This is a genomic window from Corynebacterium ulceribovis DSM 45146 (assembly GCF_000372445.1).
Lineage (GTDB): Bacteria > Actinomycetota > Actinomycetes > Mycobacteriales > Mycobacteriaceae > Corynebacterium > Corynebacterium ulceribovis.
Window position 1 is genome coordinate 276,074 of sequence record NZ_AQUY01000001.1, and the last position, 22,329, is coordinate 298,402.

The 22,329-nt window shown below is 59.9% G+C and carries 23 protein-coding genes; 16 read left to right on the forward strand and 7 right to left on the reverse strand.

Features of this window, described 5'->3' with window-relative positions:
* Positions 1–50: 50 nt before the first annotated feature.
* The 6 genes from tsaB to groL all read left to right on the forward strand — a co-directional run bounded on the left by tsaB (position 51) and on the right by groL (position 4,999).
* Complete coding sequence (gene tsaB / locus A3EC_RS10905) at positions 51–767, forward strand: tRNA (adenosine(37)-N6)-threonylcarbamoyltransferase complex dimerization subunit type 1 TsaB (RefSeq protein ID WP_018023356.1); 717 nt, start codon at positions 51–53, stop codon at positions 765–767.
* The gene (gene rimI / locus A3EC_RS0101335; protein ID WP_018023357.1) at positions 768–1,262 is read left to right on the forward strand and encodes a ribosomal protein S18-alanine N-acetyltransferase; all 495 of its coding nucleotides are present in this window, start codon (positions 768–770) and stop codon (positions 1,260–1,262) included.
* A 14-nt stretch (positions 1,263–1,276) separates the two neighbouring features.
* Positions 1,277–2,338: a tRNA (adenosine(37)-N6)-threonylcarbamoyltransferase complex transferase subunit TsaD gene (tsaD, locus tag A3EC_RS0101340; protein ID WP_026162064.1), complete on the forward strand. Its 1,062-nt coding sequence runs from the start codon at positions 1,277–1,279 to the stop codon at positions 2,336–2,338.
* Between the two features lie 107 nt (positions 2,339–2,445).
* Positions 2,446–2,880, forward strand: a complete 435-nt coding sequence (locus tag A3EC_RS0101345) for a hypothetical protein (protein ID WP_018023359.1) — start codon at positions 2,446–2,448, stop codon at positions 2,878–2,880.
* A gap of 185 nt (positions 2,881–3,065) precedes the next feature.
* The gene (gene groES, locus A3EC_RS0101350; protein WP_018023360.1) at positions 3,066–3,365 is read left to right on the forward strand and encodes a co-chaperone GroES; all 300 of its coding nucleotides are present in this window, start codon (positions 3,066–3,068) and stop codon (positions 3,363–3,365) included.
* A gap of 14 nt (positions 3,366–3,379) precedes the next feature.
* Complete coding sequence (gene groL / locus A3EC_RS0101355; RefSeq protein ID WP_018023361.1) at positions 3,380–4,999, forward strand: chaperonin GroEL; 1,620 nt, start codon at positions 3,380–3,382, stop codon at positions 4,997–4,999.
* Between the two features lie 74 nt (positions 5,000–5,073).
* On the opposite strand, the gene A3EC_RS0101360 is transcribed toward groL, so the two are convergent.
* A complete protein-coding gene (locus A3EC_RS0101360; protein ID WP_026162065.1) occupies positions 5,074–5,370 on the reverse strand; it encodes a WhiB family transcriptional regulator in 297 nt (98 codons plus the stop codon).
* Positions 5,371–5,619: 249 nt separating this feature from the next.
* On the opposite strand from A3EC_RS0101360, the gene A3EC_RS0101365 reads away from it, so the two are divergent.
* A complete protein-coding gene (locus tag A3EC_RS0101365) occupies positions 5,620–6,177 on the forward strand; it encodes a sigma-70 family RNA polymerase sigma factor (protein ID WP_018023363.1) in 558 nt (185 codons plus the stop codon).
* Positions 6,178–6,261: 84 nt separating this feature from the next.
* Positions 6,262–7,179, forward strand: coding sequence for a hypothetical protein (locus tag A3EC_RS12295; protein ID WP_018023364.1), 918 nt, complete (start codon positions 6,262–6,264; stop codon positions 7,177–7,179).
* On the opposite strand, the gene A3EC_RS10915 is transcribed toward A3EC_RS12295, so the two are convergent.
* Positions 7,180–7,599, reverse strand: coding sequence for a DUF5319 family protein (locus A3EC_RS10915; RefSeq protein WP_156812794.1), 420 nt, complete (start codon positions 7,597–7,599; stop codon positions 7,180–7,182).
* A gap of 105 nt (positions 7,600–7,704) precedes the next feature.
* Here A3EC_RS10915 and guaB point away from each other — a divergent pair, with 105 nt between their 5' ends.
* The 7 genes from guaB to A3EC_RS0101410 all read left to right on the forward strand — a co-directional run bounded on the left by guaB (position 7,705) and on the right by A3EC_RS0101410 (position 16,908).
* Positions 7,705–9,234 carry an IMP dehydrogenase gene (gene guaB / locus A3EC_RS0101380; protein WP_018023366.1) on the forward strand — a complete coding sequence of 510 codons (1,530 nt, stop codon included), beginning with the start codon at positions 7,705–7,707 and terminating at the stop codon, positions 9,232–9,234.
* 39 nt (positions 9,235–9,273) lie between these two features.
* Positions 9,274–10,419: a GuaB3 family IMP dehydrogenase-related protein gene (locus tag A3EC_RS0101385; protein ID WP_018023367.1), complete on the forward strand. Its 1,146-nt coding sequence runs from the start codon at positions 9,274–9,276 to the stop codon at positions 10,417–10,419.
* Positions 10,420–10,476: 57 nt separating this feature from the next.
* The gene (locus A3EC_RS0101390) at positions 10,477–12,201 is read left to right on the forward strand and encodes an FAD-dependent oxidoreductase (RefSeq protein ID WP_018023368.1); all 1,725 of its coding nucleotides are present in this window, start codon (positions 10,477–10,479) and stop codon (positions 12,199–12,201) included.
* A 27-nt stretch (positions 12,202–12,228) separates the two neighbouring features.
* On the forward strand, positions 12,229–13,797 hold the full coding sequence (guaA, locus tag A3EC_RS0101395) for a glutamine-hydrolyzing GMP synthase (protein WP_018023369.1): 1,569 nt from the start codon (positions 12,229–12,231) through the stop codon (positions 13,795–13,797).
* A gap of 9 nt (positions 13,798–13,806) precedes the next feature.
* Positions 13,807–14,127 (forward strand): antibiotic biosynthesis monooxygenase family protein, encoded by a 321-nt coding sequence (locus A3EC_RS0101400; RefSeq protein WP_018023370.1) that lies wholly within the window; start codon positions 13,807–13,809, stop codon positions 14,125–14,127.
* A 250-nt stretch (positions 14,128–14,377) separates the two neighbouring features.
* A complete protein-coding gene (locus A3EC_RS12300) occupies positions 14,378–15,235 on the forward strand; it encodes a P-loop NTPase family protein (protein WP_018023371.1) in 858 nt (285 codons plus the stop codon).
* A gap of 5 nt (positions 15,236–15,240) precedes the next feature.
* Complete coding sequence (locus A3EC_RS0101410; RefSeq protein WP_026162066.1) at positions 15,241–16,908, forward strand: DNA polymerase Y family protein; 1,668 nt, start codon at positions 15,241–15,243, stop codon at positions 16,906–16,908.
* A 47-nt stretch (positions 16,909–16,955) separates the two neighbouring features.
* Here A3EC_RS0101410 and A3EC_RS0101415 read toward each other — a convergent pair whose 3' ends face one another.
* On the reverse strand, positions 16,956–17,273 hold the full coding sequence (locus A3EC_RS0101415; protein WP_018023373.1) for a YbjQ family protein: 318 nt from the start codon (positions 17,271–17,273) through the stop codon (positions 16,956–16,958).
* A gap of 107 nt (positions 17,274–17,380) precedes the next feature.
* On the reverse strand, positions 17,381–18,013 hold the full coding sequence (locus A3EC_RS0101420) for an AMIN-like domain-containing (lipo)protein (protein ID WP_018023374.1): 633 nt from the start codon (positions 18,011–18,013) through the stop codon (positions 17,381–17,383).
* Positions 18,014–18,185: 172 nt separating this feature from the next.
* On the opposite strand from A3EC_RS0101420, the gene A3EC_RS10925 reads away from it, so the two are divergent.
* A complete protein-coding gene (locus A3EC_RS10925; RefSeq protein WP_040427870.1) occupies positions 18,186–19,172 on the forward strand; it encodes a sucrase ferredoxin in 987 nt (328 codons plus the stop codon).
* A gap of 397 nt (positions 19,173–19,569) precedes the next feature.
* Here A3EC_RS10925 and A3EC_RS0101430 read toward each other — a convergent pair whose 3' ends face one another.
* The 3 genes from A3EC_RS0101430 to A3EC_RS0101440 are packed head-to-tail and all read right to left on the reverse strand — an operon-like array spanning position 19,570 to position 22,234.
* Positions 19,570–20,235 (reverse strand): methionine ABC transporter permease, encoded by a 666-nt coding sequence (locus A3EC_RS0101430; RefSeq protein WP_040427981.1) that lies wholly within the window; start codon positions 20,233–20,235, stop codon positions 19,570–19,572.
* Positions 20,236–20,291: 56 nt separating this feature from the next.
* Positions 20,292–21,368, reverse strand: a complete 1,077-nt coding sequence (locus A3EC_RS0101435; protein WP_018023377.1) for a methionine ABC transporter ATP-binding protein — start codon at positions 21,366–21,368, stop codon at positions 20,292–20,294.
* Complete coding sequence (locus A3EC_RS0101440; protein ID WP_018023378.1) at positions 21,365–22,234, reverse strand: MetQ/NlpA family ABC transporter substrate-binding protein; 870 nt, start codon at positions 22,232–22,234, stop codon at positions 21,365–21,367. Before A3EC_RS0101440 ends, A3EC_RS0101435 begins: the two co-directional genes overlap by 4 nt.
* Positions 22,235–22,329 lie beyond the last annotated feature (95 nt).

Genomic DNA, 22,329 nt, shown 5'->3' on the forward strand with positions numbered 1-22,329 from the left:
ACAAGAACCGCAACTAGGTCACGGTGGTGGCTTCTGCGTACAGTAAAACTATGTTGGTTCTTGCCGTCGACACGTCGACCCCTTTTGTCACCGCCGGTCTGGTGACCGTCACTGAGGACGCAGTTAATGCTGGTCCGCAGCGGCTGACGGAGGATTCCCGGGCGCATAATGAGGTTCTCACCCCAAGCATCACTGAATGCTTGGCGGAAGCTGAGGCCACCCCCGCCGACCTTGATGCCGTCGTGGTGGGCTGTGGGCCGGGACCGTTCACGGGGCTGCGCGTCGGAATGGTGACTGCTGCAGCCTTCGCCGATGCGCTGCACATCCCGTGCTACGGCGTGTGCTCCCTCGATGCGATTGGCTATGGAGTGGGCAGCCGACTGGTGGTCACTGACGCGCGGCGCCGAGAAGTGTATTGGGCGGTGTACAACGAAACGGGTCAGCGGATTTTTGGCCCAGCGGTGAATAAGCCGGCCGATGTGGCCGCAGAGTTGGAGACCCGGATGTGGCAGCCGGAGGCAGTGGCGGGCTCACCTGAGCACTGCGGCATGTTCGCGGTGCCGCCGCTGGACGCAGCGCCGTCCCCATTGCCGGTGGATTTGGTGCGGGTGGCGCAGCCGCTGTTTGGTACCGAACCGGAACCATTGGTGCCGATGTATTTGCGTCGACCAGACGCCAAGGAGCCAAAACCAGTAGAGCCATCCCGTGCCATCACTGGCCTGCCTGGTTCCGCGGTGCCGGAGCAGCCGGAGCAGCCGGAGGCATAGATGCAGGTCATTGAGCTAGATACGAGTTACGCTGATGCTTGCGCCCGCATCGAAGCGGAGCTCTTCGCCGACGATGGGCCGTGGTCGGCAGCGGCATTCCGGGAGGAACTCGCGGGTCGATTCAATCAGTATTTCGGCATTCTCATCGACGGGGAGCTTGCGGGATTCGCCGGAGTGGGGCGCTTCGGGCCCGCTGATGACCCTGGTTTTGAGGTGCACACGGTGGGAGTGTCGCCGCGGCAGCAACGGCAGGGCCTTGGTCGGAAACTGATGCACCAGCTGCTGGCGGTCGCTGATGCAGCTGGCGGGCCAGTGCATTTGGAGGTACGCACCGATAATGTGCCAGCGATTGCGCTCTACGAGGACTTAGGTTTTGAACGGATTGGCATTCGGCGGAACTATTACCGACCGTCCGGAGCCGACGCGCTGACAATGATTCGCCCGGCCGCTGAGGTTCCGGCTGGCCACGCGACAAGCAATGTGGGAGAGAACTGATGAGCCAGAAAACTGTGACTGTGCTGGGCATTGAGTCCACCTGCGATGAAACTGCGGCCGGTATTATTGATGTCACTTTTGATCCTGCGGATCCGACCATGACCCCGACGTTGCAGGTGCGCGCCGACGTGGTGGCATCGTCCATGCAGGAGCATGCTCGGTTTGGTGGGGTGGTCCCAGAAATTGCATCACGGGCGCACCTGGAGCAACTCGTCCCGGTAGTTCGGGCTGCGTTGGTGGAGGCAAACGTCACCAAGCCTGATGTTGTGGCGGCTGCGGTAGGTCCCGGCCTGGCCGGTGCGCTGCTGGTCGGTGCTTCGGGGGCCAAGGCGTATGCCGCGGCGTGGGATGTGCCGTTTTATGGCGTCAATCACCTCGGTGGGCATGTCGCGGTGGATGCGTTGGTCGCTGATGCCAATGCGATGAATAACGCGGTTGCACTGCTGGTTTCCGGTGGGCATACCCAGTTGTTGCGGGTGCGTGGGATTGGTCAGCCTATGCAGGAGTTGGGGTCGACGCTTGATGACGCAGCGGGGGAGGCGTACGACAAGGTATCCCGGATGCTGGGGCTCGGCTACCCGGGCGGGCCAGTGATTGACCGGCTGGCGTGGGAAGGCAACCCGAAGGCGATTGCGTTTCCACGAGGCATGATGCGTCCGCAAGATTCGCGCTATGACTTTTCCTTCTCTGGGCTGAAAACTGCTGTGTCACGGTATGTGGAAAACGCGGAGCGGGATGGGCGCAGCGTGGACATTCGGGACTTGTGTGCGTCGTTCCAGGAAGCCGTCTGTGACGTGCTGACGGTGAAGGCGGTGCGGGCTTGTGTTGATGAAGGTGCAGACACGTTGTTGCTCGGTGGTGGCGTCGCGGCGAATTCGCGGCTGCGGGAGTTGGCGGCGGAGCGTTGTGCAGCAGCGGGGATTGCGCTTCATATCCCGCCGTTTAAGTTGTGCACCGACAATGGTGTGATGATCGCGGCGCTGGCAGCACATTTGCTTGCGGCGGGGCGATCTGCCTCCAGTTTGGGGACGGTCACGAATCCGGGAATGTCCGTGGAATGCCCGCTCAGTGAGTGACATTGAGCTGAATAAGCGGTTGCTTACTGAGCGAGAGACGGGCTGGCGTGGCAAACTGGTTGCTGATTCTTAACGGTTAGTTTCTGTACACAGAAAGTTGCGAAAATATGACCACCGGATATTTGGTTCGCCCTGACTTTTCCACTGAAATCGTGGAATTCAACACCGACGCTGAAGCAGCTGCCCTGATTGGTGCAGAGGTGGAAGAAATTGAACGCGCCCACGTCGTGTTCTCCCGACCAAACCTGGACCCAATGGTGATGATTTTCAGCCGCGCATTCCGCGATGAAGAGGTCGAACCAAACCCGGTGTCCACCCTGGGTCGCGAAGAGCGCAAGCTGGGTGACTCCTCCTTCCTGACCAACCCAACCGCCGCGAAGTACGGCCCAGTGATTTTCCTGGGTGTCAATGGCCAGTCGATTGATGAAGACGACAAGCAGGACATTGAATCCGGCATTCAGGCTGCGAAGAACTACCTGGACGACAACCCAGTTGACGCGGAGCTGTGGCGCAACGCAGCTCGTAACCTGCCGAATCTGTAGCAGTGGCGCGGCCGTTGAGCCGGGAGGCCGGTGCTTAACTAAAGCTGACGTTGAGCGCTGGCACTCGAATGGGTAGAGTGCTAACCAAGGTTGTTTGACCCGCAGTTGTTACCCGCGACGACGACTGTGCCGGACACACCAGCCTGCACATCAAACATCTGCTCTATCGCTCTCGGAGGTTTATCGTGGCGAACGTCAACATCAAGCCGCTTGAAGACAAGATCCTGGTTCAGATCAACAAGGCTGAAACCACCACCGCGTCTGGCATTGTTCTGCCAGAATCCGCACAGGAAAAGCCACAGGAAGCAACCGTCATCGCCGTGGGCGCTGGCCGCTTCGACGAAGATGGCGACCGCATCCCAATGGACGTCAAGGAAGGCGACGTAGTCATCTTCTCCAAGTACGGCGGCACCGAAATCAAGTACCAGGGCGAGGAATACCTGATCCTCTCCCAGCGTGACGTCCTGGCCGTCATCGAAAAGTAAGCGGGGCTTGACATATGTCGAAGCTCATTGCTTTTAACGAAGAGGCCCGCAAGGGGCTGCAGCGCGGTGTCGACACCCTCGCTGACGCCGTCAAGGTCACCCTCGGTCCACGTGGCCGCAACGTGGTCTTGGACAAGGCATTCGGTGGCCCACTGGTCACCAACGATGGTGTGACCATCGCCCGCGACATCGACGTAGAGGACCCATTCGAAAACGTGGGTGCTCAGCTGGTCAAGTCCGTCGCGACCAAGACCAACGACATCGCTGGTGACGGCACCACCACCGCAACCCTGCTGGCACAGGCCTTGGTGCACGAAGGTCTGCGCAACGTCACCGCAGGTGCGAACCCAATCGCCCTGAACCGCGGCATTGCCGTTGGTGCGGAAAAGGTTGTCGAGCTGCTGAAGGCGGCTGCGACCGAAGTTTCTTCCTCCGAAGAAATCGCCGCTGTGGCGACCGTGTCCTCTCGTGACGCTGAAGTTGGCCAGATGGTCGCCGAAGCTATGGACAAGGTGGGCAAGGACGGCGTGGTCTCTGTGGAAGAATCCCAGGGCCTGGAAACTGAAGTCTCCGTGACCGAAGGTGTGTCCTTTAATAAGGGCTACCTGTCGCCATACTTCATCACCGACGCCGACGCTCAGCAGGCAGTGCTTGATGACGCATTGGTGCTTCTGGTGCGCGACAAGATCTCGTCGCTGCCTGACCTGCTGCCAGTGCTGGAACTGATCGCAGAATCTGGCAAGCAGACCCTCATCATCGCTGAAGACATCGAAGGCGAAGCGCTGTCCGCGCTGGTCATCAACGCCATGCGGAAGACCCTGAAGGTCTGCGCAGTCAAGGCCCCTTACTTCGGTGACCGTCGCAAGGAATTCCTGGAAGACCTCGCTGTCGTGACCGCCGGCACCGTGATTTCCGCGGATGCGGGCATGGCGCTGAAGGATACCAAGATGTCCGACTTGGGCCGCGCACGTCGCATCACCGTGACCAAGGATGAAACCGTCATCGTTGATGGTGCCGGTACCTCTGAGGACATTGAGGCACGTCGCCAGCAGCTGCGCCGCGAAATCGACGCAACTGACTCCAACTGGGACCGCGAAAAGATGGAAGAGCGCCTAGCGAAGCTCTCCGGCGGTGTTGCAGTGGTTCGCGTTGGTGCAGCCACCGAAACCGAACTCAACGAGCGCAAACTGCGCGTTGAAGATGCCGTGAATGCAGCGCGCGCTGCAGCTCAGGAAGGCATCATTGCCGGCGGTGGCTCCGTGCTGGTTCAGATCTCCACTCAGCTGGAAGAACTGGCTGCGACCCTGGCTGCTGACGAAGCTGTCGGTGTGCGTGCGCTGGCTCGCGCACTGACCCGCCCATGCTTCTGGATTGCAGAAAACGCTGGCGTTGACGGCGCAGTGGTTGTTGCGAAGACCGCCGAGATGGACAACGGCTTTGGCTACAACGCTGCCACCCTGGAGTACGGCAACTTGCTGGAATCTGGTGTCATTGACCCAGTGAAGGTGACGCACTCGGCAGTGGTGAACGCTGCATCGGTGGCACGGATGGTCCTGACGACCGAAGCTTCGGTTGTCGATAAGCCGGAACCACCAGCACCTGCTGCTGACCACGGCCACCACCACCATCACTAAAAGTGGCTAGCCGCTAACCGTGGCCAAAAGTTAAGCCCATTGCTTCTGTTCAGAGGCAATGGGCTTTGGTGTTGCTAAACGACGATGCGGCGGCGGGAGCGTGGGCGCAAGATGGCGTCGCGCTCGGATTCACTCATGCCGCCCCAGATGCCGTACGGCTCGCCGACAGACAGCGCGTGACGGCGGCACTGGGTGAGAACAGGGCATTCACGGCAGATGGCCTTGGCACGAGCTTCGCGCTGAGCGCGTGCGCGGCCCCGTTCGCCATCTGGGTGGAAAAAGACCGACGAGTCAGCTCCGCGGCAAGATCCTGCGAGTTGCCAATCCCATACATCGGCATTTGGACCCGGAAGCTGGCGTGGTTGCGGCATTAGCGTTTCTCCTCAACGTGTTTGACATTCAGAGCGGTCGCTCCGTTTGCTCACAAGGAGTAAGTGTGGGATTAGTTTATGAACGAAAGGTAAAGTGTATGCTGCAAACAAGTTACCTTAGAGTTTTATTGGGTTAAATGCGGCCGCCTACCTGCATGGATGTGCCATTCTTAACGATTGGTGAACATTTGGAAAGGTGCGCTTGTGGGTTGCTCATGTGAAGGCAAGGCGTAGGATACCCTAGAGGATATGGATGAAATCGAGGTGCAACTAGCGCCGCTGGTGCCAGCTGCACAGCGGGGCGACCGCGCGGCGCTACAACAGCTGGTGGGGCTCATTCATCCTTTCGTTGTTCGGTACTGCCGCGCTCGAATTGGCTCAGTGCAACACGTGACTGCGGACGACGTCGCCCAAGAAGTCAGCCTTGCTGTCGCAACCTCGATTAGCCGCTATGTCAACCGCGGCAAACCCTTCATGGCTTTCGTCTACGGGATCGCTTCCCACAAGGTCGCTGACGCCCACCGTGCTCGCGGCCGAGACCGCACGAATCCCGTTGATGAGATTCCAGAGTCAGTCGACCAGGGCGTTACTCCCGAAGAGCGAACTTTGCAGATCGACAGTAGTAACAGAATGATGCAGCTGCTCGATGAACTAAGTGATAAGGCGCGCGAGATCGTCATCTTACGTGTGCTGGTTGGTCTTTCCGCAGATGAAACCGCAGAAATTGTGGGAAGCAACGCCGGTGCAGTACGGGTGGCGCAGCACCGAGCTCTAGAAAAACTTCGAAAGCTTCTTGCTGAACAATGATCTCGACAGCGCAGCCTTCACCGTGACAATGCCCACAATCAACCAGATAACCGAACCAGATCTGAACTACAGGAGGTGAGCCAAATGAACCGTGAAATCGGAGACGACCACAATGTTTTCCACTTGTCCGATGACGAACTCGCGCGGACTGATGAGCTATTGACCCAGCTGTCGCAGGGTAGCGGCAGCAACGATGAACTAACGACAATGCTGGCACAACTGCGAAACGACGTGTGTCAGGATATCCCAGCTGCACCTGATGTCAGCGCAATTTTTGCGACCGCAGGTTCTGGCTCCCATGACGAACTGGCTGCGCGTCGCAAGCGCCGCATGCCAGCGTGGGCTTCTGGGTTCTTCGGTGCGGCTGCCGCCTCCGCTCTCATCCTTGGCTCCGGCTCAGTGATTCACGCCGCCAAGCCGGGCGATGCGCTGTGGTCTGCTAACCAAGCAATTTTCGGCTCTAATGAGTCCGACCGCGATGTCGTCGAATTGGCCAGCACTCTGCAGCAAGCCGAGCAGGCTTCGAAGGATGGCGACGCAGACGCAGCGCAGGAACTATTAGCGCAAGCGCATGCGTTGCTGGAGAAGCTGAATAAGCAGCAGCGTTCGGAGTGGGAAGGTCAGTTGAAGGACTCCGAGTCCCTCATTAATGAACCGTCGGCCACTTCGCCGGAACGTACCACTGCAAGGAAGTCGAAAGAGAAGGAAGCCGCTCCTGCGGAGACTTCGTCGGAAACGGCGACTGTGACCGTCACGGAAACCACTACGGTTACCGAAACGGAAACCACAACGCAGCGCCGTCCTACTTCCGAGGCACCGACCACGCGTCAGCCAGACCTGCGGTTGGAGCCACGGCCGGAGCCAGCTGAGCCGCGGCCAGCACCGACCACAACGACGTCGAAGCCGACCTACTCTGCGCCTGCTACCCCTGAAGAAGACGGTGCAGACGAGAACTACACCAACAGTCGGCCATCGTCGCAGCTACACAGCACTACTCGTTAGTTAACGCCCGAACCAGCGACGGCTGCGTCGGCCATGCACAAACCCGACGCAGTAGTCCCAGGAGACGTAGCGCTCTTCTTCGGGCTCAAAGATTGGTTCATGTGGCGGCATCGGCCGCCCAGCCAATAGCCCCATCATGTGCTCTTCGAGCAAGTCCCAATCGAAGAAGTGGGGCGCATTGCAATCGTCGCAATGCACAACCACGCCGCGTTCACCTTGGGCGCCTAGCGTGGCGCGCGCTTCCCGCAGCACAGCTAGGTCATGTTCAATCTCGGCGCGTTCCTGGGCAGTTAACGCCACAGGCTGCATCTCGTCGAAGTCGAATTCGACACCGAAATTGTCTTCCGACCCCGGCACAGCGTCGTATTTGCCGTTGAACGGGTCGGGTGGCATTCGGTCGTCAAAATGGTTGGCACTCACAGCAACCACCGTAGCCGATTGCCTCTGTCGAGTCGGTTTCTGGCAGTTTGCGCTTTGGGGGTACCATGAAGCAAACCCCCTAGAGCCAGTAGGAGCGCACTTACTATGACAAACCCAGCTGGAATCAGCGTCGGCGGTGACGACCCAAATAAGGTCCCGCTAATCGGTCTTACTTTTGACGATGTGTTGCTGTTGCCAGCCGCGTCGGATGTCATCCCTTCCGGCGTCGACACCTCCACGCAGGTCACCCGCAATATTCGCCTGAATATTCCGGTGCTGTCCGCAGCAATGGACACCGTCACCGAAGCCCAGATGGCCATTGCCATGGCTCGTCAGGGCGGCATGGGTATTCTGCACCGCAACCTGTCGGTGGAGGACCAGGCATCCAACGTGGAAATTGTGAAGCGTTCCGAGGCAGGTATGGTCACCGACCCAGTGACCTGCTCGCCAACCGACACCATCGGTGAAGTCGACGCAAAATGCGCCAAGTACCGCATCTCCGGCCTGCCAGTGGTCGATGAAGACGGCAAGTTGATCGGTATTTGCACTAACCGTGACATGCGCTTCGAATCGGACATGAACCGTCCTGTTTCCGAAGTCATGACCCCAATGCCGCTGCACACCGCCCAGCAGGGTGTCACTGCGGACACTGCGCTGAACCTGCTGCGCACCCACAAGATTGAAAAGCTGCCAATCATCGATGGTGAGGGCCGCCTCACTGGCCTCATCACTGTGAAGGACTTCGCGAAGCAGAACCAGTTCCCAGATTCGGCGAAGGATTCCAACGGCCGCCTGTTGGTTGGTGCCGGCATTGGTACCGGCCCGGATTCGTGGGACCGGGCAGGTTCGCTTGTTGACGCAGGGGTTGACGTCTTGGTCGTTGACACTGCGCACGCGCACAACAACGCGGTGCTGGAGATGGTTTCTCGGGTGAAGAAGGAGTTTGGTGACCGTATTGACGTCATCGGCGGTAACCTCGCCACCCGCGCTGCAGCTCAGGCAATGATTGACGCTGGTGCGGACGGCATCAAGGTTGGTATTGGCCCAGGCTCCATCTGCACCACCCGTGTGGTCGCTGGTGTGGGTGCACCGCAGATCACCGCAATTATGGAAGCTGCTGTTCCAGCGCGTAAGGCTGGCGTGCCGATTATCGCGGACGGTGGCATGCAGTACTCCGGCGATATCGCCAAGGCACTGGCCGCTGGTGCATCCACCGTGATGCTCGGCTCCATGCTGGCTGGTACCGCGGAGTCCCCAGGTGAAATCACCATAATCAACGGTAAGCAGTACAAGATGTACCGCGGCATGGGTTCCCTCGGCGCGATGCAGGGCCGCGGCCTGACCGGCGAGAAGCGCTCCTACTCGAAGGACCGTTACTTCCAGGCGGATGTGAAGTCTGAAGAGAAGCTGGTTCCGGAAGGCATTGAGGGCCGGATTCCATTCCGTGGCCCACTGGATGCGGTTATTCACCAGATGGTCGGCGGCTTGCGTGCTGCGATGGGCTACACCGGTTCGCACACCGTGGAAGATATGCACAACGCCCAGTTTGTGCAGATCACCGGCGCTGGTCTGCGCGAATCCCACCCACATGACATCACCATGACGGTGGAAGCACCGAACTACTACCAGCGTTAAGAATCAGCGTTAGACCTAGCGTTAAGAAGAGGAATCTGCATGCGTGAAATGATTGAGTTCGGAACCGGCCGGTCGGCTCGCCGCACCTGGCCGCTGTCCAGCATCGGAATTGTGCCTGCCCGCCGAGCCCGAAGCTCCCGGGACGTCGACCTTACGTGGAAGATCGACGCCTATTCATTTGATGCACCAGTTCTGACCCACCCGACCGACGCAATTGTGTCGCCGGATATGGCTATCGAATTCTCCAAGCAGGGCGGCCTAGCCGTCCTCAACGGCGAAGGCCTGTGGGCACGGCACGCTGACCCAGAGGAGGCCTTGGCCCGTGTGGTCGCCGCCGCTGAAGATGATGTGCTGAATTACCCTTCTTCCCACGCCAATGCGGTGTTGCAGGAACTGCATAAGGCACCAATTGTGCCGGAGCTGCTGGCCGAACGCGTCAGCCAGATCCGCGAATCCGGCGCCACCACTGCAGTGCGGGTCTCCCCGCAGCGGGCAGCCGAGCTGACCCCAATTTTGGTGAAGGCCGGCGTGGAGCTGCTCATTATCCAGGGCACGTTGGTGTCGGCTGACTACGTTCAGCCTTCCGGTGAGCCGCTGGATATGGGCGCGTTTATCCGCAGCGTGGATGTGCCTGTCATTGTCGGCGGCGTGTTGGATTACCACACTGCACTGCACTTGATGCGGGCCGGCGCCGTGGGCGTCATCGTGGGTTCTGGTTCCACCGCAATGCAGGAAACCTACGGCATTGAGGTCGGTATGGCTACCGCGATTGCTGATGTGGTTGCTGCCCGCCGTGAGCACCTGGATGAGACCGGTGGCCGCTATGTCCATGTCATCGCGGATGGTGAAATCGACACTGCTGGCGATATTGCCCGCGCTTTGGCATGTGGCGCCGACGCGGTGGCCCTTGGAGCTCCGCTGGCTGCTGCGAAGGAAGCTCCTGGTCAAGGCTGGTTCTGGCCATCGTCGGCTGCGCACCCAAAGTACCCGCGTGGGTTTGTCTCCCTGGTGGAGGAGCACGCTGAAGGTGCAGAGGTCCAGTCGCTGGAAGAGATTCTGCATGGCCCGTCGTCGGCTGCGTTTGGTACCGCAAACCTCATCGGTGGTCTCAAGCGTGCGATGGCAAAATGCGGTTTCACCAATGTGAAGTCTTTCCAGAAGGTAAATTTGAGCATTACCGGTTAGGTCTGACCTCATAACAGTTCCCTCGGCAGGCCTTTCACACATTTCGGGAGGCCTGCCTTGTCATATGATTACGACGTTCTTGTCATCGGTTCTGGTTTCGGCGGTTCCGTCGCCGCGCTCCGGCTAACGGAGAAGGGCTACCGCGTCGGTGTTCTGGAAGCTGGGCGCCGATTCACCGATGAACAGTTCGCGAAAACCAGCTGGCGGCTGCACAAGTACGTGTGGGCCCCGAAACTCGGCCTATTCGGAATCCAGCGCATCCATCTGCTGCGTGATGTCATGATTTTGGCAGGCGCCGGTGTCGGTGGCGGTTCCCTTAACTACGCGAACACCCTGTATCAGCCGCCGTCCCCATTCTTCCAGGATAAGCAGTGGGCAGATATCACCGATTGGGAATCTGAGTTGGCGCCCTACTATGACCAGGCAAAACGCATGCTTGGCGTCGTCACCAACCCCACGATGACCCCTTCCGATGTCGTCATGAAGTCCGTCGCCGAGGACATGGGCGTGGCCGACACCTTTGGCCCCACCCCAGTTGGTGTGTTCTTCGGCGCGAAAACCGGTGGTGAGGGCGCCCCCGGCGATACCGTTGCCGACCCATACTTTGGCGGGGCAGGCCCGGACCGGACAGCATGTATTGAATGCGGCGAATGCATGACTGGGTGTCGTCACAACGCAAAAAATACCTTGCTGAAGAACTACCTGTACCTTGCGGAAAAAGGCGGGGCACAAATCCTGGAACGCACCACGGTGACCGGATTGCGGCCGCAAGCTGACGGCAGTTGGCAGGTCATTACAGAACGCACCGGCCGGTGGTTCGGCAAGTCGAAACGGACCTTCACCGCCGGGCAGGTCATTGTTGCCGCAGGGTCGTGGGGTACGCAGAGCCTGCTGCATAGGGAGCTTAATGACGGTCACCTGGAGCGCATGTCGCCACGGCTGGGCTACCTGACCCGAACCAACTCAGAGGCAATTTTGGGCGCCATGCGCTCAAAGGTCGATCCGAAGCGGGATTTCTCGGAAGGTGTGGCGATTACCTCGTCGTTCTTCCCGGAGCCGCATACCCATATTGAACCGGTGCGCTACGGGCGCGGCTCGAACGCCATTGCGGTGCTGCAGACGCTGCAAACTGATGGCGGTCCGGGCGGGCCACGCTGGTGGAAACTGGTGAAGTCGCTGGTGAAGCAGCCAAGTTTGATTCTGCAGCTGGCGAATCTGCGGAAGTGGTCACAGCGTACGGTGATTGCCTTGGTGATGCAGAATTCGGATAATTCGCTGACCACCTTCCTGAAAAAGATTGGTCCGCTGCGGATGCTGTCGTCGAAGCAAGGGGAGGGGCAACCGAACCCGGCGTGGATTCCGGCGGGCAATGAAGCCAATGCGCGGGCCGCTGAGAAGATTGGGGGCATTGCTGGCGGCACCTGGGGTGAGATTTTCAATGTGCCGCTGACCGCGCACTTTATCGGTGGCGCCCCGATTTCGGAGAGTCCGGCGCGCGGTGTGGTGGACCCATATAACCGGGTGTGGGGCTATCCGACGCTGCACATTACGGACGGGTCGACGATGCCTGCGAACCCCGGGGTGAATCCGTCGCTGTCGATTACGGCAATTGCGGAACGGGCGATGGCACTGTGGCCGAATAAGGGGCAGGCGGATGCCCGGCCGGAGCAGGGCGCAGGCTATGAGTCGGTGGCACCGGTAGCTCCGGAGCAGCCGATGGTGCCGAAGGGTGCGTCGGGTGCGTTGCGGCTGCCGATGCCGAAGGTGCGGAAGCGGAGTTAGCTGCTGCGGCTGGTATTATTTTGACTTGTGACTGAACAGGCTCATCGTCCCGTACTTGTAGTTGACTTTGGCGCGCAATATGCCCAGCTCATTGCGCGCCGGGTGCGCGAAGCGAACATCTATTCTGAGGTGATTCCGCATACCGCCACCGTGGAAGAAATCCGTGCCAAGGACCCAATTGCTCTGGTCCTGTCGGGCGGTCCGTCGTCGGTGTATGCCGAGGGCGCGCCATCGCTGGATCCGGAAGTGTTGAAGCTGGGGCTACCAGTATTCGGTATTTGCTACGGCTTCCAGGCGATGACCTATGCGCTCGGTGGCACCGTGGCGCAGACCAAGACCCGGGAATACGGCCGGACTCGCATGTCCGTTAAGGGCGGCGAGCTGCACCAGGGGCTGGATGAGGGCCACCAGGTGTGGATGAGCCACTCCGATTCGGTGACCGCAGCGCCAGAAGGCTTTGAGGTCACTGCCAGCACTGACGGCGCGCCGGTTGCTGCCTTTGAGTGCAAGGACCTGAAGATGGCAGGCGTGCAGTACCACCCTGAGGTGCTGCACTCGCCGTTTGGCCAGCAGGTGCTGGTGCGCTTTTTGACGGAATTTGCTGGTCTGGAGCAGAACTGGACTGCGGCGAATATTGCCGAAGAGCTGATTGAAGCTGTGCGGGAGCAGATTGGCTCAGAAGGCCGCGCCATTTGTGGTCTGTCCGGTGGCATCGACTCCGCTGTGGCTGCTGCTTTGGTGCAGCGCGCCATTGGCGACCGTCTGACTTGCGTCTTCGTGGACCACGGTTTGCTGCGCGCTGGTGAGCGTGAGCAGGTGGAGAAGGACTTTGTGGCTGCGACCGGCGCCAAGCTGGTGACCGTCGATGAGCGCAAGGCTTTCCTGGATAAGCTGGCGGGCATCTCTGAGCCAGAGGCTAAGCGTAAGGCGATTGGCGCGGAGTTCATCCGTTCCTTCGAGCGTGCCGTCGCCGGCGTGCTGTCCGATGCGCCGGAAGGCTCCAGCGTGGACTTCCTGGTGCAGGGCACCTTGTACCCAGACGTTGTTGAATCCGGTGGCGGTTCAGGTACCGCGAATATTAAGTCGCACCACAACGTCGGCGGCCTGCCAGACGACGTGGAATTCGAGCTGGTGGAGCCACTGCGCGCTCTGTTTAAGGATGAGGTTCGTGCGGTTGGCCGTGAGCTGGGGCTGCCGGAAGAGATTGTGAACCGTCAGCCGTTCCCAGGCCCAGGCTTGGGTATCCGCATTATCGGTGAAGTCACTGAGGAGCGCCTGGAGATTCTGCGTCAGGCAGACCTGATTGCGCGCACTGAGCTGACCGCAGCTGGCTTGGACGATGTCATCTGGCAGTGCCCAGTGGTGCTGCTGGCGGACGTCCGCTCGGTGGGTGTGCAGGGTGATGGCCGTACCTACGGTCACCCAATTGTGCTGCGTCCAGTGACTTCTGAGGATGCGATGACCGCGGACTGGACCCGCGTGCCATTTGACGTGTTGGAGAAGATCTCCACTCGCATCACCAATGAGGTGGCGGAAGTTAACCGAGTCGTTTTGGATGTTACGTCCAAGCCACCAGGAACCATTGAATGGGAGTAGCCTGCAGTCATGAGCATCGTCAAAATTAACGCTATTGAAATTCCAGAAGGCCACGGCGAAGAGCTGGAGCGTCGCTTTGTCGCGAACTCTGGTTCCGTGCAAGACTTCCCAGGTTTTATCCGTTTCCAGCTGCTGCGCCCAACTGCCGGTGAAAAGCGCTACTTCGTCTACACTGAGTGGGAGACTGAAGAGGCGTATGTCGCGTGGCGGGAAAGCCGCGGCGGTCAGGCGCATGGCCGTGGGGAAGAGGGCGGAAAGCCGCGTAAACCAGTTGCTACTGGCGCGTCGCTGCTGGAGTTCGATGTCGCGTTGGACGTTGTTGCGGAGTAGACCACCTTCCGCGGGGTAGTCCCGGATAGTGCACTATTTCGATAGGGCTGCATGTTGCCGCCGCTTGGAGATTAACTCTCTGAGCGGCGGTTTTACCTTTTCTGAGCAAGCCTTTCCTGCCCACTTGCATGTTCGAAAATATGTTCGCTAATGTGGGGTTTGGTTGTCAGTTCAGGCAGCTACACTACGCAGCAGAACAGCACAGGTAACGGCACAGGTCGGGCACTAGCGAGTGGGGAAGGGGGAAATCATGAACAGTACTGCGGCTACGCAGCCGACGCAGTTGGCTACCGAACTGTCGGGGCTAGATAAGGCTGAACGTATTGCGGCGCTACGCACCAAGATGCGTCGCTGGGGCACCGATGTCGTCGAGTTCCCAGCGGCTGCCTCAGCTCCCACTTCGGCGGCTACCTCGCCGTCGGCCACTTCGGCGCCCACCTCGCCGGTGGCTTCCGTGTCAGCGGAATCCCCCACGGACCCTACGGCATTGCCGGTGCCATCTGGCCTGCGTGCGCTATTCACTGCCTCGGGTATGCCTGGCGGGCTGCCTATCGGCGGCGTCAGCACTATTGACCGCCCCGGCATGGTCCAAGCTGCGCTCATCGCAGCGGTGACCAGTCAGGGCAAGCATGTCGCCATCATTAACGAACCAGAACTATCACTGGCTACAGTTGCCGACCTTGGCGGCGACCTCACCCGAATTGCCGTCATCCCCGATGCCGGTGACAGTCCCCTTGATATTGCCGCAGTCCTGATTGAAGGCGTTGACCTTGTCACCGGCTACCTCCCGCGCACCACCATGACCCGTGCCCGGCCGATTGATTCCCGGTTACGCAGCCACAACTCCGCCCTATTGCTTATTGACGGATATTGGCCATCGATCCAACTACAGATCCACAGTGAGTTAGCGCAGGTCGCGGGCCTAGGAGTGGGGCATGGGCGCATTCGGCAACTGGAATGGGATGTGCGGCTGCAGGCTAAATCTGGATTACAGGCCACCACCCGGTGGAGTCCTAGTCTGGACACAGCTGAGGCAGCTTCAGCAGCAGTGCCTGCCTCAGCAGTGGAGACAGCTTCGGCAGCAGTGCCACTACGGTTGGCCAGGTGAGCCGCATGCGCGTTGTAGCCCTCTGGTTCCCCGACTGGCCAGCGCGCGCCGCCATTTTGGCCGCAGGCCTGGCACCACGGACGCCGGTAGCCGTCATTAAGCACAACAAGGTGGTGGCGTGCACCGCTGAAGCACGCGCAGCTGGCGTACGCCGCGGAATGCGCAGGCGCCATGCCCAGGCGGCGTGTCCGGAACTAACACTGTGTGACGCCGACCCGGAGCGTAGCGCCCAAGAATTTGAACCCGTCGTGCAGGCCATGGGTGATGTGGCGGCGAGCATTGAGATTATGCGGCCCGGGCTGGCCGTCATCGACGGTGGCGGTCCGACAAACTATCACGGGTCGGAAGATACAGCGCTGGAGATGCTGCTGGATGCGGCAGCTCTAGCTGGGGTTGACTGTCACATTGGTGTGGCAGATGAGCTGGTCACCGCGGTGCTGGCGGCGCGACGGGCACAACTTGTCCCGCCTGGGCAGTCTGCGCAGTTTCTCGCGCAGCTCCCCATTGCCGACTTGGCGGCCGAAGCAGCATTGGGCTGTCCAGCCGATTTTGTTGAGTCGCTGCGGCAGCTCGGAGTGCGGCGGGTAGCCGACTTTGTGGCGCTGCCGCGACGGGATGTGGCAAGCCGATTCGGGGATGTTGGGTTGCGGTGGCATCAGCTAGCCGCAGGTGAAGGGGAGCGGCGAGTATCCCCAAGCGAGGTGGCGACTGCGCTGGCGGTAAGCCGACGTCTCGACGAACCATTGCTGAGCACTGACGAAGCGGCGTTTCTTGGGCGGCAGCTGGCAATTGAGCTGCATGAGGCGCTTCGGGGCAGTGGGTTGGCTTGTCTGCGGCTGGCAGTGCGGGCCGAATTTTCGGATGGCACTGAAGTGCAACGTGTGTGGCGGTGCACCGAGCCGCTGCGAGAGCAAGACACCGCTGACCGAGTGCGCTGGCAGCTCGATGGGTGGCTCAGTGCGCGCAGTATCGCGCAGGGGGCAGTGACCGACGCGAGTGGGGTGGCCGGTGCGAGCGGAGTGGGCGGCGCGAGCGGCGCGGACCATGATGCTGCCGCGGACTTTGATGTGGATGCTGCCGACGGCATTATCCGCCTGACCATTGACCCAGTGGAAACTGCCCCAGCTGGTTCGGTGCGTCCTGGCCTGTGGGGCAGGACCGATGAGGCAGAAGAGCGGGCGCAGCGGGTGCTAGTGCGCGTGCAGTCACTATTGGGGCCAGAAGCAGTGCGCCGTCCAATTCGCGCTGGTGGGCGCAGCCTGTCCGAACAAATCCGGCTCGTGCCAGTGGGAGAGGAACCGGACAATATTCCCGACCCCGATGCCGAATGGGCAGGCGCGCTACCCGCGCCTCTGCCGGCGGTGCTGAATCTGACCAGTGGCCCGTCGCGGGCGCACCCCGCCGCGCAGACCACCGTGCTCGACGCTGGAGGCAACCCAGTGCATGTCACTGGGCGGGCGCTGCTCAGCGCCGAACCGGCGACCTTCAACTGGGGGCAACATCAGTGGGAGATCACTGGCTGGGCGGGGCCATGGCCAGTCGATGAGCGATGGTGGGCAAATAATCGTCGATACGCCCGAATGCAGGTCGCCGTGGATACCGCAACGGGCCCACAAGCCTTCATCCTGCTGTGCTACCGCGGTAAATGGCGCATCGAAGCGGCCTACCGGTGACAACGGCAGGCGATGGGGCGGTGCGCGGGCCGCGGGGAAGGAGAGATTTACGCGAGTTTGACGGCGGTACCAGCGGCAGTGACCATCAGCATCTGACCCTGGCCCATGGTGCTGTAATCAAGCTGCACGCCAACAATGGCATCAGCGCCGAGTTCCATGCCGCGCTGCACCAGCTCAGCCAGCGCAGTTTCGCGTGCGGCCACCGCTTCGCCCTCATAAGAAGCGGAGCGACCACCGGTCAGGTTTCGGATACCGGCAGCAAAATCCTTCAGAACATTGATACCCACAATGGTTTCACCCGCGACAACGCGGATGTAATGCGCAATTTGGCGGCCTTCGACAGAGTTCGTGGTAGTTACGATCATGCCGCTCAGTCTACGGCAAAAAATCGGCAGGAACCGGGCAGGAGTTAGGCAGGAACCGCCCCGAAACCGAGCCGGGGTCGAGTCGAAACCGAGCCGCCTGCTTGGTGCTACTTGGCAGAAATGTCAATGACCACGCGCGTTGGGTCCGACAGCTGCGTCACCGTGAATGGGCGCTTTTCACCATTGATGCCAATGAACAGCTGCGTGCGACCCTCAAACGTGCCAGCGTTGACAACCTCAGCGACCTTCGCCGTCTTGTCGTTGCGCAGCGGCTTCATCGATGGCTCTTCAATACCCACTTCAAATGGGTAAGTGGTGCCGTCGAGGTCAATCGCCAAAATGGTGTCGCCGTCGATGGCAATCGGGTTGCCGCTGCCTTGCTGCATGGCATCCTTCGAGTAGTACACCTTGTAGCCAGGGGTGCCTTCACCAGCCAGTTCAATGGCGATGCGGTCGAATCCCTTGTGCGCGCCAAGACGAACGTCGGACACCGCGAGCATCGAGTCGTCGGACTGGCGCTGCGAAACCGGCTCAAGGCTGAGCTTTTCTTCGTTGAGCGGCGAGGTTTCCGCCACACCAGAATCGTCTGGGCTACCCAAGCTGGACTGCGCGATCGGCGTTGAGGACGCAGTCTCCGAACTGTCACTCCCGCCGCACGCGGTAAGCGTGGCGAGAGCCAGCGCCGGAAGTGCTGCTGCTGCCACGATTTTGTTACGCAAGTGCATCTGTGGGGTGTTCATACCTTAAAGCTAGGGGGTTGAGCGCCGTAATCCAAAGCAGAAGGCGGCAAAACTGCTGGTGTTGGCGATTCGTTGGCAGATTGATACCGAAAGTATATAAAAACAGTGAACTATGACTGAATAAAGATAGCCTTGCCTTTCTTAAAACTGGTGAGCTGCTACGATTCCGGGTATGACACAGACCAGAGCTTGTTCCGAGGCGACCAATGAGCCGTTGCCAGGCACTGCGAAGGCCGGTTCCGTGTTCATCGCCATGGAACACCACTACGGCTGGTCGCATGACGTGCTCGACGGCGGTGTGTTCGGGGAGGAATTATCTGCCCAGTTCAAGGAGTACAGTGCCCGCTATGGCGCGAAATTCCAGCTAATTCGCCAGCCTGGCCGCTTCGGTCAGATGGGCTGCGACGGCATTTCGGTGTTTATTTCGCGGGGGCTGCCGGGGCAGGAGTCGCTGGTGCGGCTGAAGTTGCAGCGTCCGGAAGAGCTGCTGGACATTGACTTGGACGCGGACACCATCCCTGGCGCCGAGCCGGTGAACCATCCGCTGGTTCTGGTGTGCACGCACGGCAAGCGCGATGTGTGCTGCGCGGTGAAAGGCCGTCCGCTGGCGTCTACGCTGTGGGTAAACTTCCGCGACTTCGACGGTGACTTGGTGTGGGAGTCTTCCCATTTGAAGGGGCACCGCTTTGCCCCAGTGATGCTGGTGTTGCCGTGGAACCTGAATTATGGCCGCACACATGCCATCGGCGCGATTCACGCGGTGAACGAAATTTTGGCGGGCCGTGTTGCTACCGAGGCATACCGTGGTCGCGGCATTTATAAGGCGTGGGCGCAGTCGGCAGAGGTCGCCGTCAGGGAGCTTATTGACGGATTGGCCGGCCCTGATGATGTGTTGGTTCTCGAAGATAAGGTGGCCGACGATGGGAAAACTGCCCGTGTTGTAGTGGAATACGCTCCTGCGGCTGGTGTTACTGCTGATGGGGCTGAGCTGGCCGCTGGCGCTGGCGCTGGTGCTGCTGCCGGCGCAGCTGCGCGGAAGTGGAACGTGCAGCTTGCTCTTGAGCCGATCGGTGAAGTGATTTCTTCCTGTGGCGATGCACCGAAGGAAGGCTTTTCTTGGATTGTCCAGGATATCGCTGAGGTGACCAGCCCAAACTAGCGTTAGTTCTGTTTGTAGAACGTCTATTTTTCGTTTACGTCGGCTTTTGTCCGTTTAATACCCCAAAAACGGCCTATTTATTTATGTTTTGCCGGGCTAAACTCTCCAGCGCGCCATAACCTTCGTTGGGCTAAACCGATAGCAAGCAAATTGCCGTCGCACGTTGTTGCTGGTTCGCCCGCCCTCTGCCGAAACTCGGAGCCCGAAGTAACTCTTGCAGAATCAAATGGAAAAGGGCCAGCGGCGGCTGGCCCTTTCAGTAGGTTTAATGAAAAGAAGCGCACCACCAACAAAAGTTGGCAGTGCGCTTCGCGCTGGCTTCGCACTCGAGTGCCGCACTTCGCACTTCGCGCGAGCGTGGCTCTAGCGTCGCGTTAGGTTTGTGCAGCCCTTCGCACTAGCGGTGCATGACTTTGTGGGAAAGCCAGTTGCCGAGGCCCTGCGCCAGCTGAACCATCACAATGATGATGATGGTTGCCACCAATGTGACGTTCCAGTCGAAAGTCTTGTAGCCGTAGGTGATGGCAAAGTCACCGAGGCCACCGCCGCCGATATAACCGGCCATTGCAGACATGTCGATGACGGCAATGAAGATGAAGGTGTAGCCCAAGATGATCGGGCCAAGCGCTTCTTTCACCAGCACATCCCAAATGATGCGTGCTGGGGAAGCGCCCATCGCTCGCGCCGCTTCGATTACGCCAGGGTCCACAGCAACCAAGTTCTGTTCGACAATGCGGGCCACGGCAAACGTGGCAGCAATCGCCATGACGAAAGTCGCAGCTTCCGTACCGACGGTGGTGCCAATCGCAGCCTTGGTCACTGGACCAATCGCCGCGATCAAAATGATGAACGGAATCGGTCGAATAATATTGACCAGCAGGTTCAGCAGCCAGTACACCGGACCGTTCTGCAGGATGCCGCCGCGACGGGTGGTGGTCAGCAGCACGCCGACCACTAGGCCAGCGATGCCGCCCGCGAGCATGGTCAAGCTGACCATGTACAACGTTTCCCAGATGGATTCGATGAGTCGTGGCTGCAGTCGCTCCCAGTTGGTGGCCAGCATAATTTCCGAGCTTGCCAGCGAGGAACCAGCCAGGTTCGCCAGAGTCAGTGGGGTGCTCATGGTCGCGTCAACTCCTCTACGTCGGTGAATGTGCGCAGTGCATCGAAAGCTTGGGCTAGTGCAGCGTCATCTCCGAGAATGCGCACGGTAATCCGGCCGAAAGAATGGTGCTGTACCGAGTTCACCGAACCATGAACAATCTGGACATCCACGCCAGCGTCGCGCGCGGCGGCAAAAGCTTCAGCGAGGTCAGTGTCGCGACCAAGTCGCAACGTCGCCAAGCGAATACCTGGGCCCAAGGAATCCAGCAGCATGTCGAGTTCGCGGCCCGCTGGTCGGTCCTGCATGGCAGTTTTCACAAACCGCTGCGTCATTGGGTGCTGCGGCCTGCTGAACAGCTGGTGCGTCGGGCCGAATTCGACCACCTCACCGGCGTCCATGACCGCAACTTGGTCAGCGATGGCGCGAACCACATGCATTTCGTGCGTGATGAGCACGATGGTGATGCCAAGTTCGTCGTTGACTTTCCGGAGCAGCTCCAGCACGTCGGCCGTAGTTTCCGGGTCCAGAGCGCTGGTCGCTTCGTCGGCAAGCAAAAGGGTGGGGTTCGTGGCGAGCGCACGGGCAATGCCAATGCGCTGCTTCTGCCCACCGGATAGCTGCGACGGGTAGTGCCCGCCGCGCTCGGACAAGCCGACGAAGTCCAGCAGTTCGCGGACGCGTCGTTCCCGCTCGGCTTTCGGCACGCCAGCAAGTTCCAGCGGGTAGCTGATGTTGCCGGCGGCGGTGCGGGAATTGAGCAGGTTGAACTGCTGGAAAATCATGCCGACGTGGCGACGGATTTTGCGCAGTTTGCGTTCCGGCATGCCGACAATGTCGGTGCCGTCCAGCAGAATTTGCCCTTCGGTGGCGGTATCCAGTCCGTTGATCAAACGGATGAGGGTGGATTTGCCTGCGCCGGAATAACCGATGATGCCGAGGATGTCTCCTGGCTCTACCGTCAGGGTGACGTCCCGAACGGCGACGGTCTGTTTCTTTCCGGATGTGAAAGTTTTTCCGACATTAATGAACTGGACGGAGGTGCCGGGTGTGGCGGTTTCACGTCCAGTTGGGGTGCCTTTAGGCTGGGTCACTTGGCCTCCGCCAGTTCCTTTTCCTCGCGGTCGAGGATTTCTTGTAGTTCGTTTGCAGGGCGGTCAACCGCAATCGAAGTTCCGCCGGAGTCTTCCTGCACGGCGTCCTGAACTGGCTGGGAGTGCCAGATTTCAATCAGCTTGGTGAAGCCTTCGGTGTCCTTCTTCTCTTCAGTGGTCGCGAAGACATTGATGAATGGCTCTGCGGTCTTCGAGTTTGGGTCGTCCTTTGCAATCGCAGTTGCAGGGTCGATGCTAGCGCGCTCCAGGTAGGTGTTGTTAACAACAGCTGGCTTACCTTCGCCCCAAGTGGTTGCAGTCTGGGCGGCGTCAACGGCGACGACCTTGACCTTGGACTTGGCTTCGTCGACGTCAACTGGAGCTGGCGAGGATGGCGCGTTGTCCTTCAGGGTGACCAGGCCGTTATCTGCCAGCAGGTTCAGGGCGCGGCCCTGGTTGGTGACGTCGTTAGGGATGATGACTTCGTCGCCCTGCTTAATGTCATCCAGGCTGGTGTGGTCCTTGTAGTACAGCGCCAGCGGCACAATTTCGGTGGAGCCGATTGGGATGATGTTGGCGTTGGAGCCGACGTTGTAGTCCGCGAGGAACTTGATGTGCTGGAACAGGTTGATGTCAATCTGGCCCTCGGACAGTGCACGGTTTGGGGTGTTGTAGTCGGAGTAGTTCACCACTTCGAGCTTGATGCCCGCGTCCTTAGCTTCCTTTTCGAAAGTGCTCCAGGCGAGCTTGTCGGCGTCGGTGGTGCCGATCTTGATGGTGTCTTCGTCGCTGCCGCCGCACGCGGTCAGGGTGATGGTTGCGAATGCAGTAGCAGTGGTGGCTGCAATAACACGACGCAGATTCATGGTGAACTCCTAAATCATTTACTAGACCAAGCGGTCTATCGGTTTGTTGTTGATGAACTTAGCAGTGTCGCTATCGCGCGTGCAAACAGAGCTGT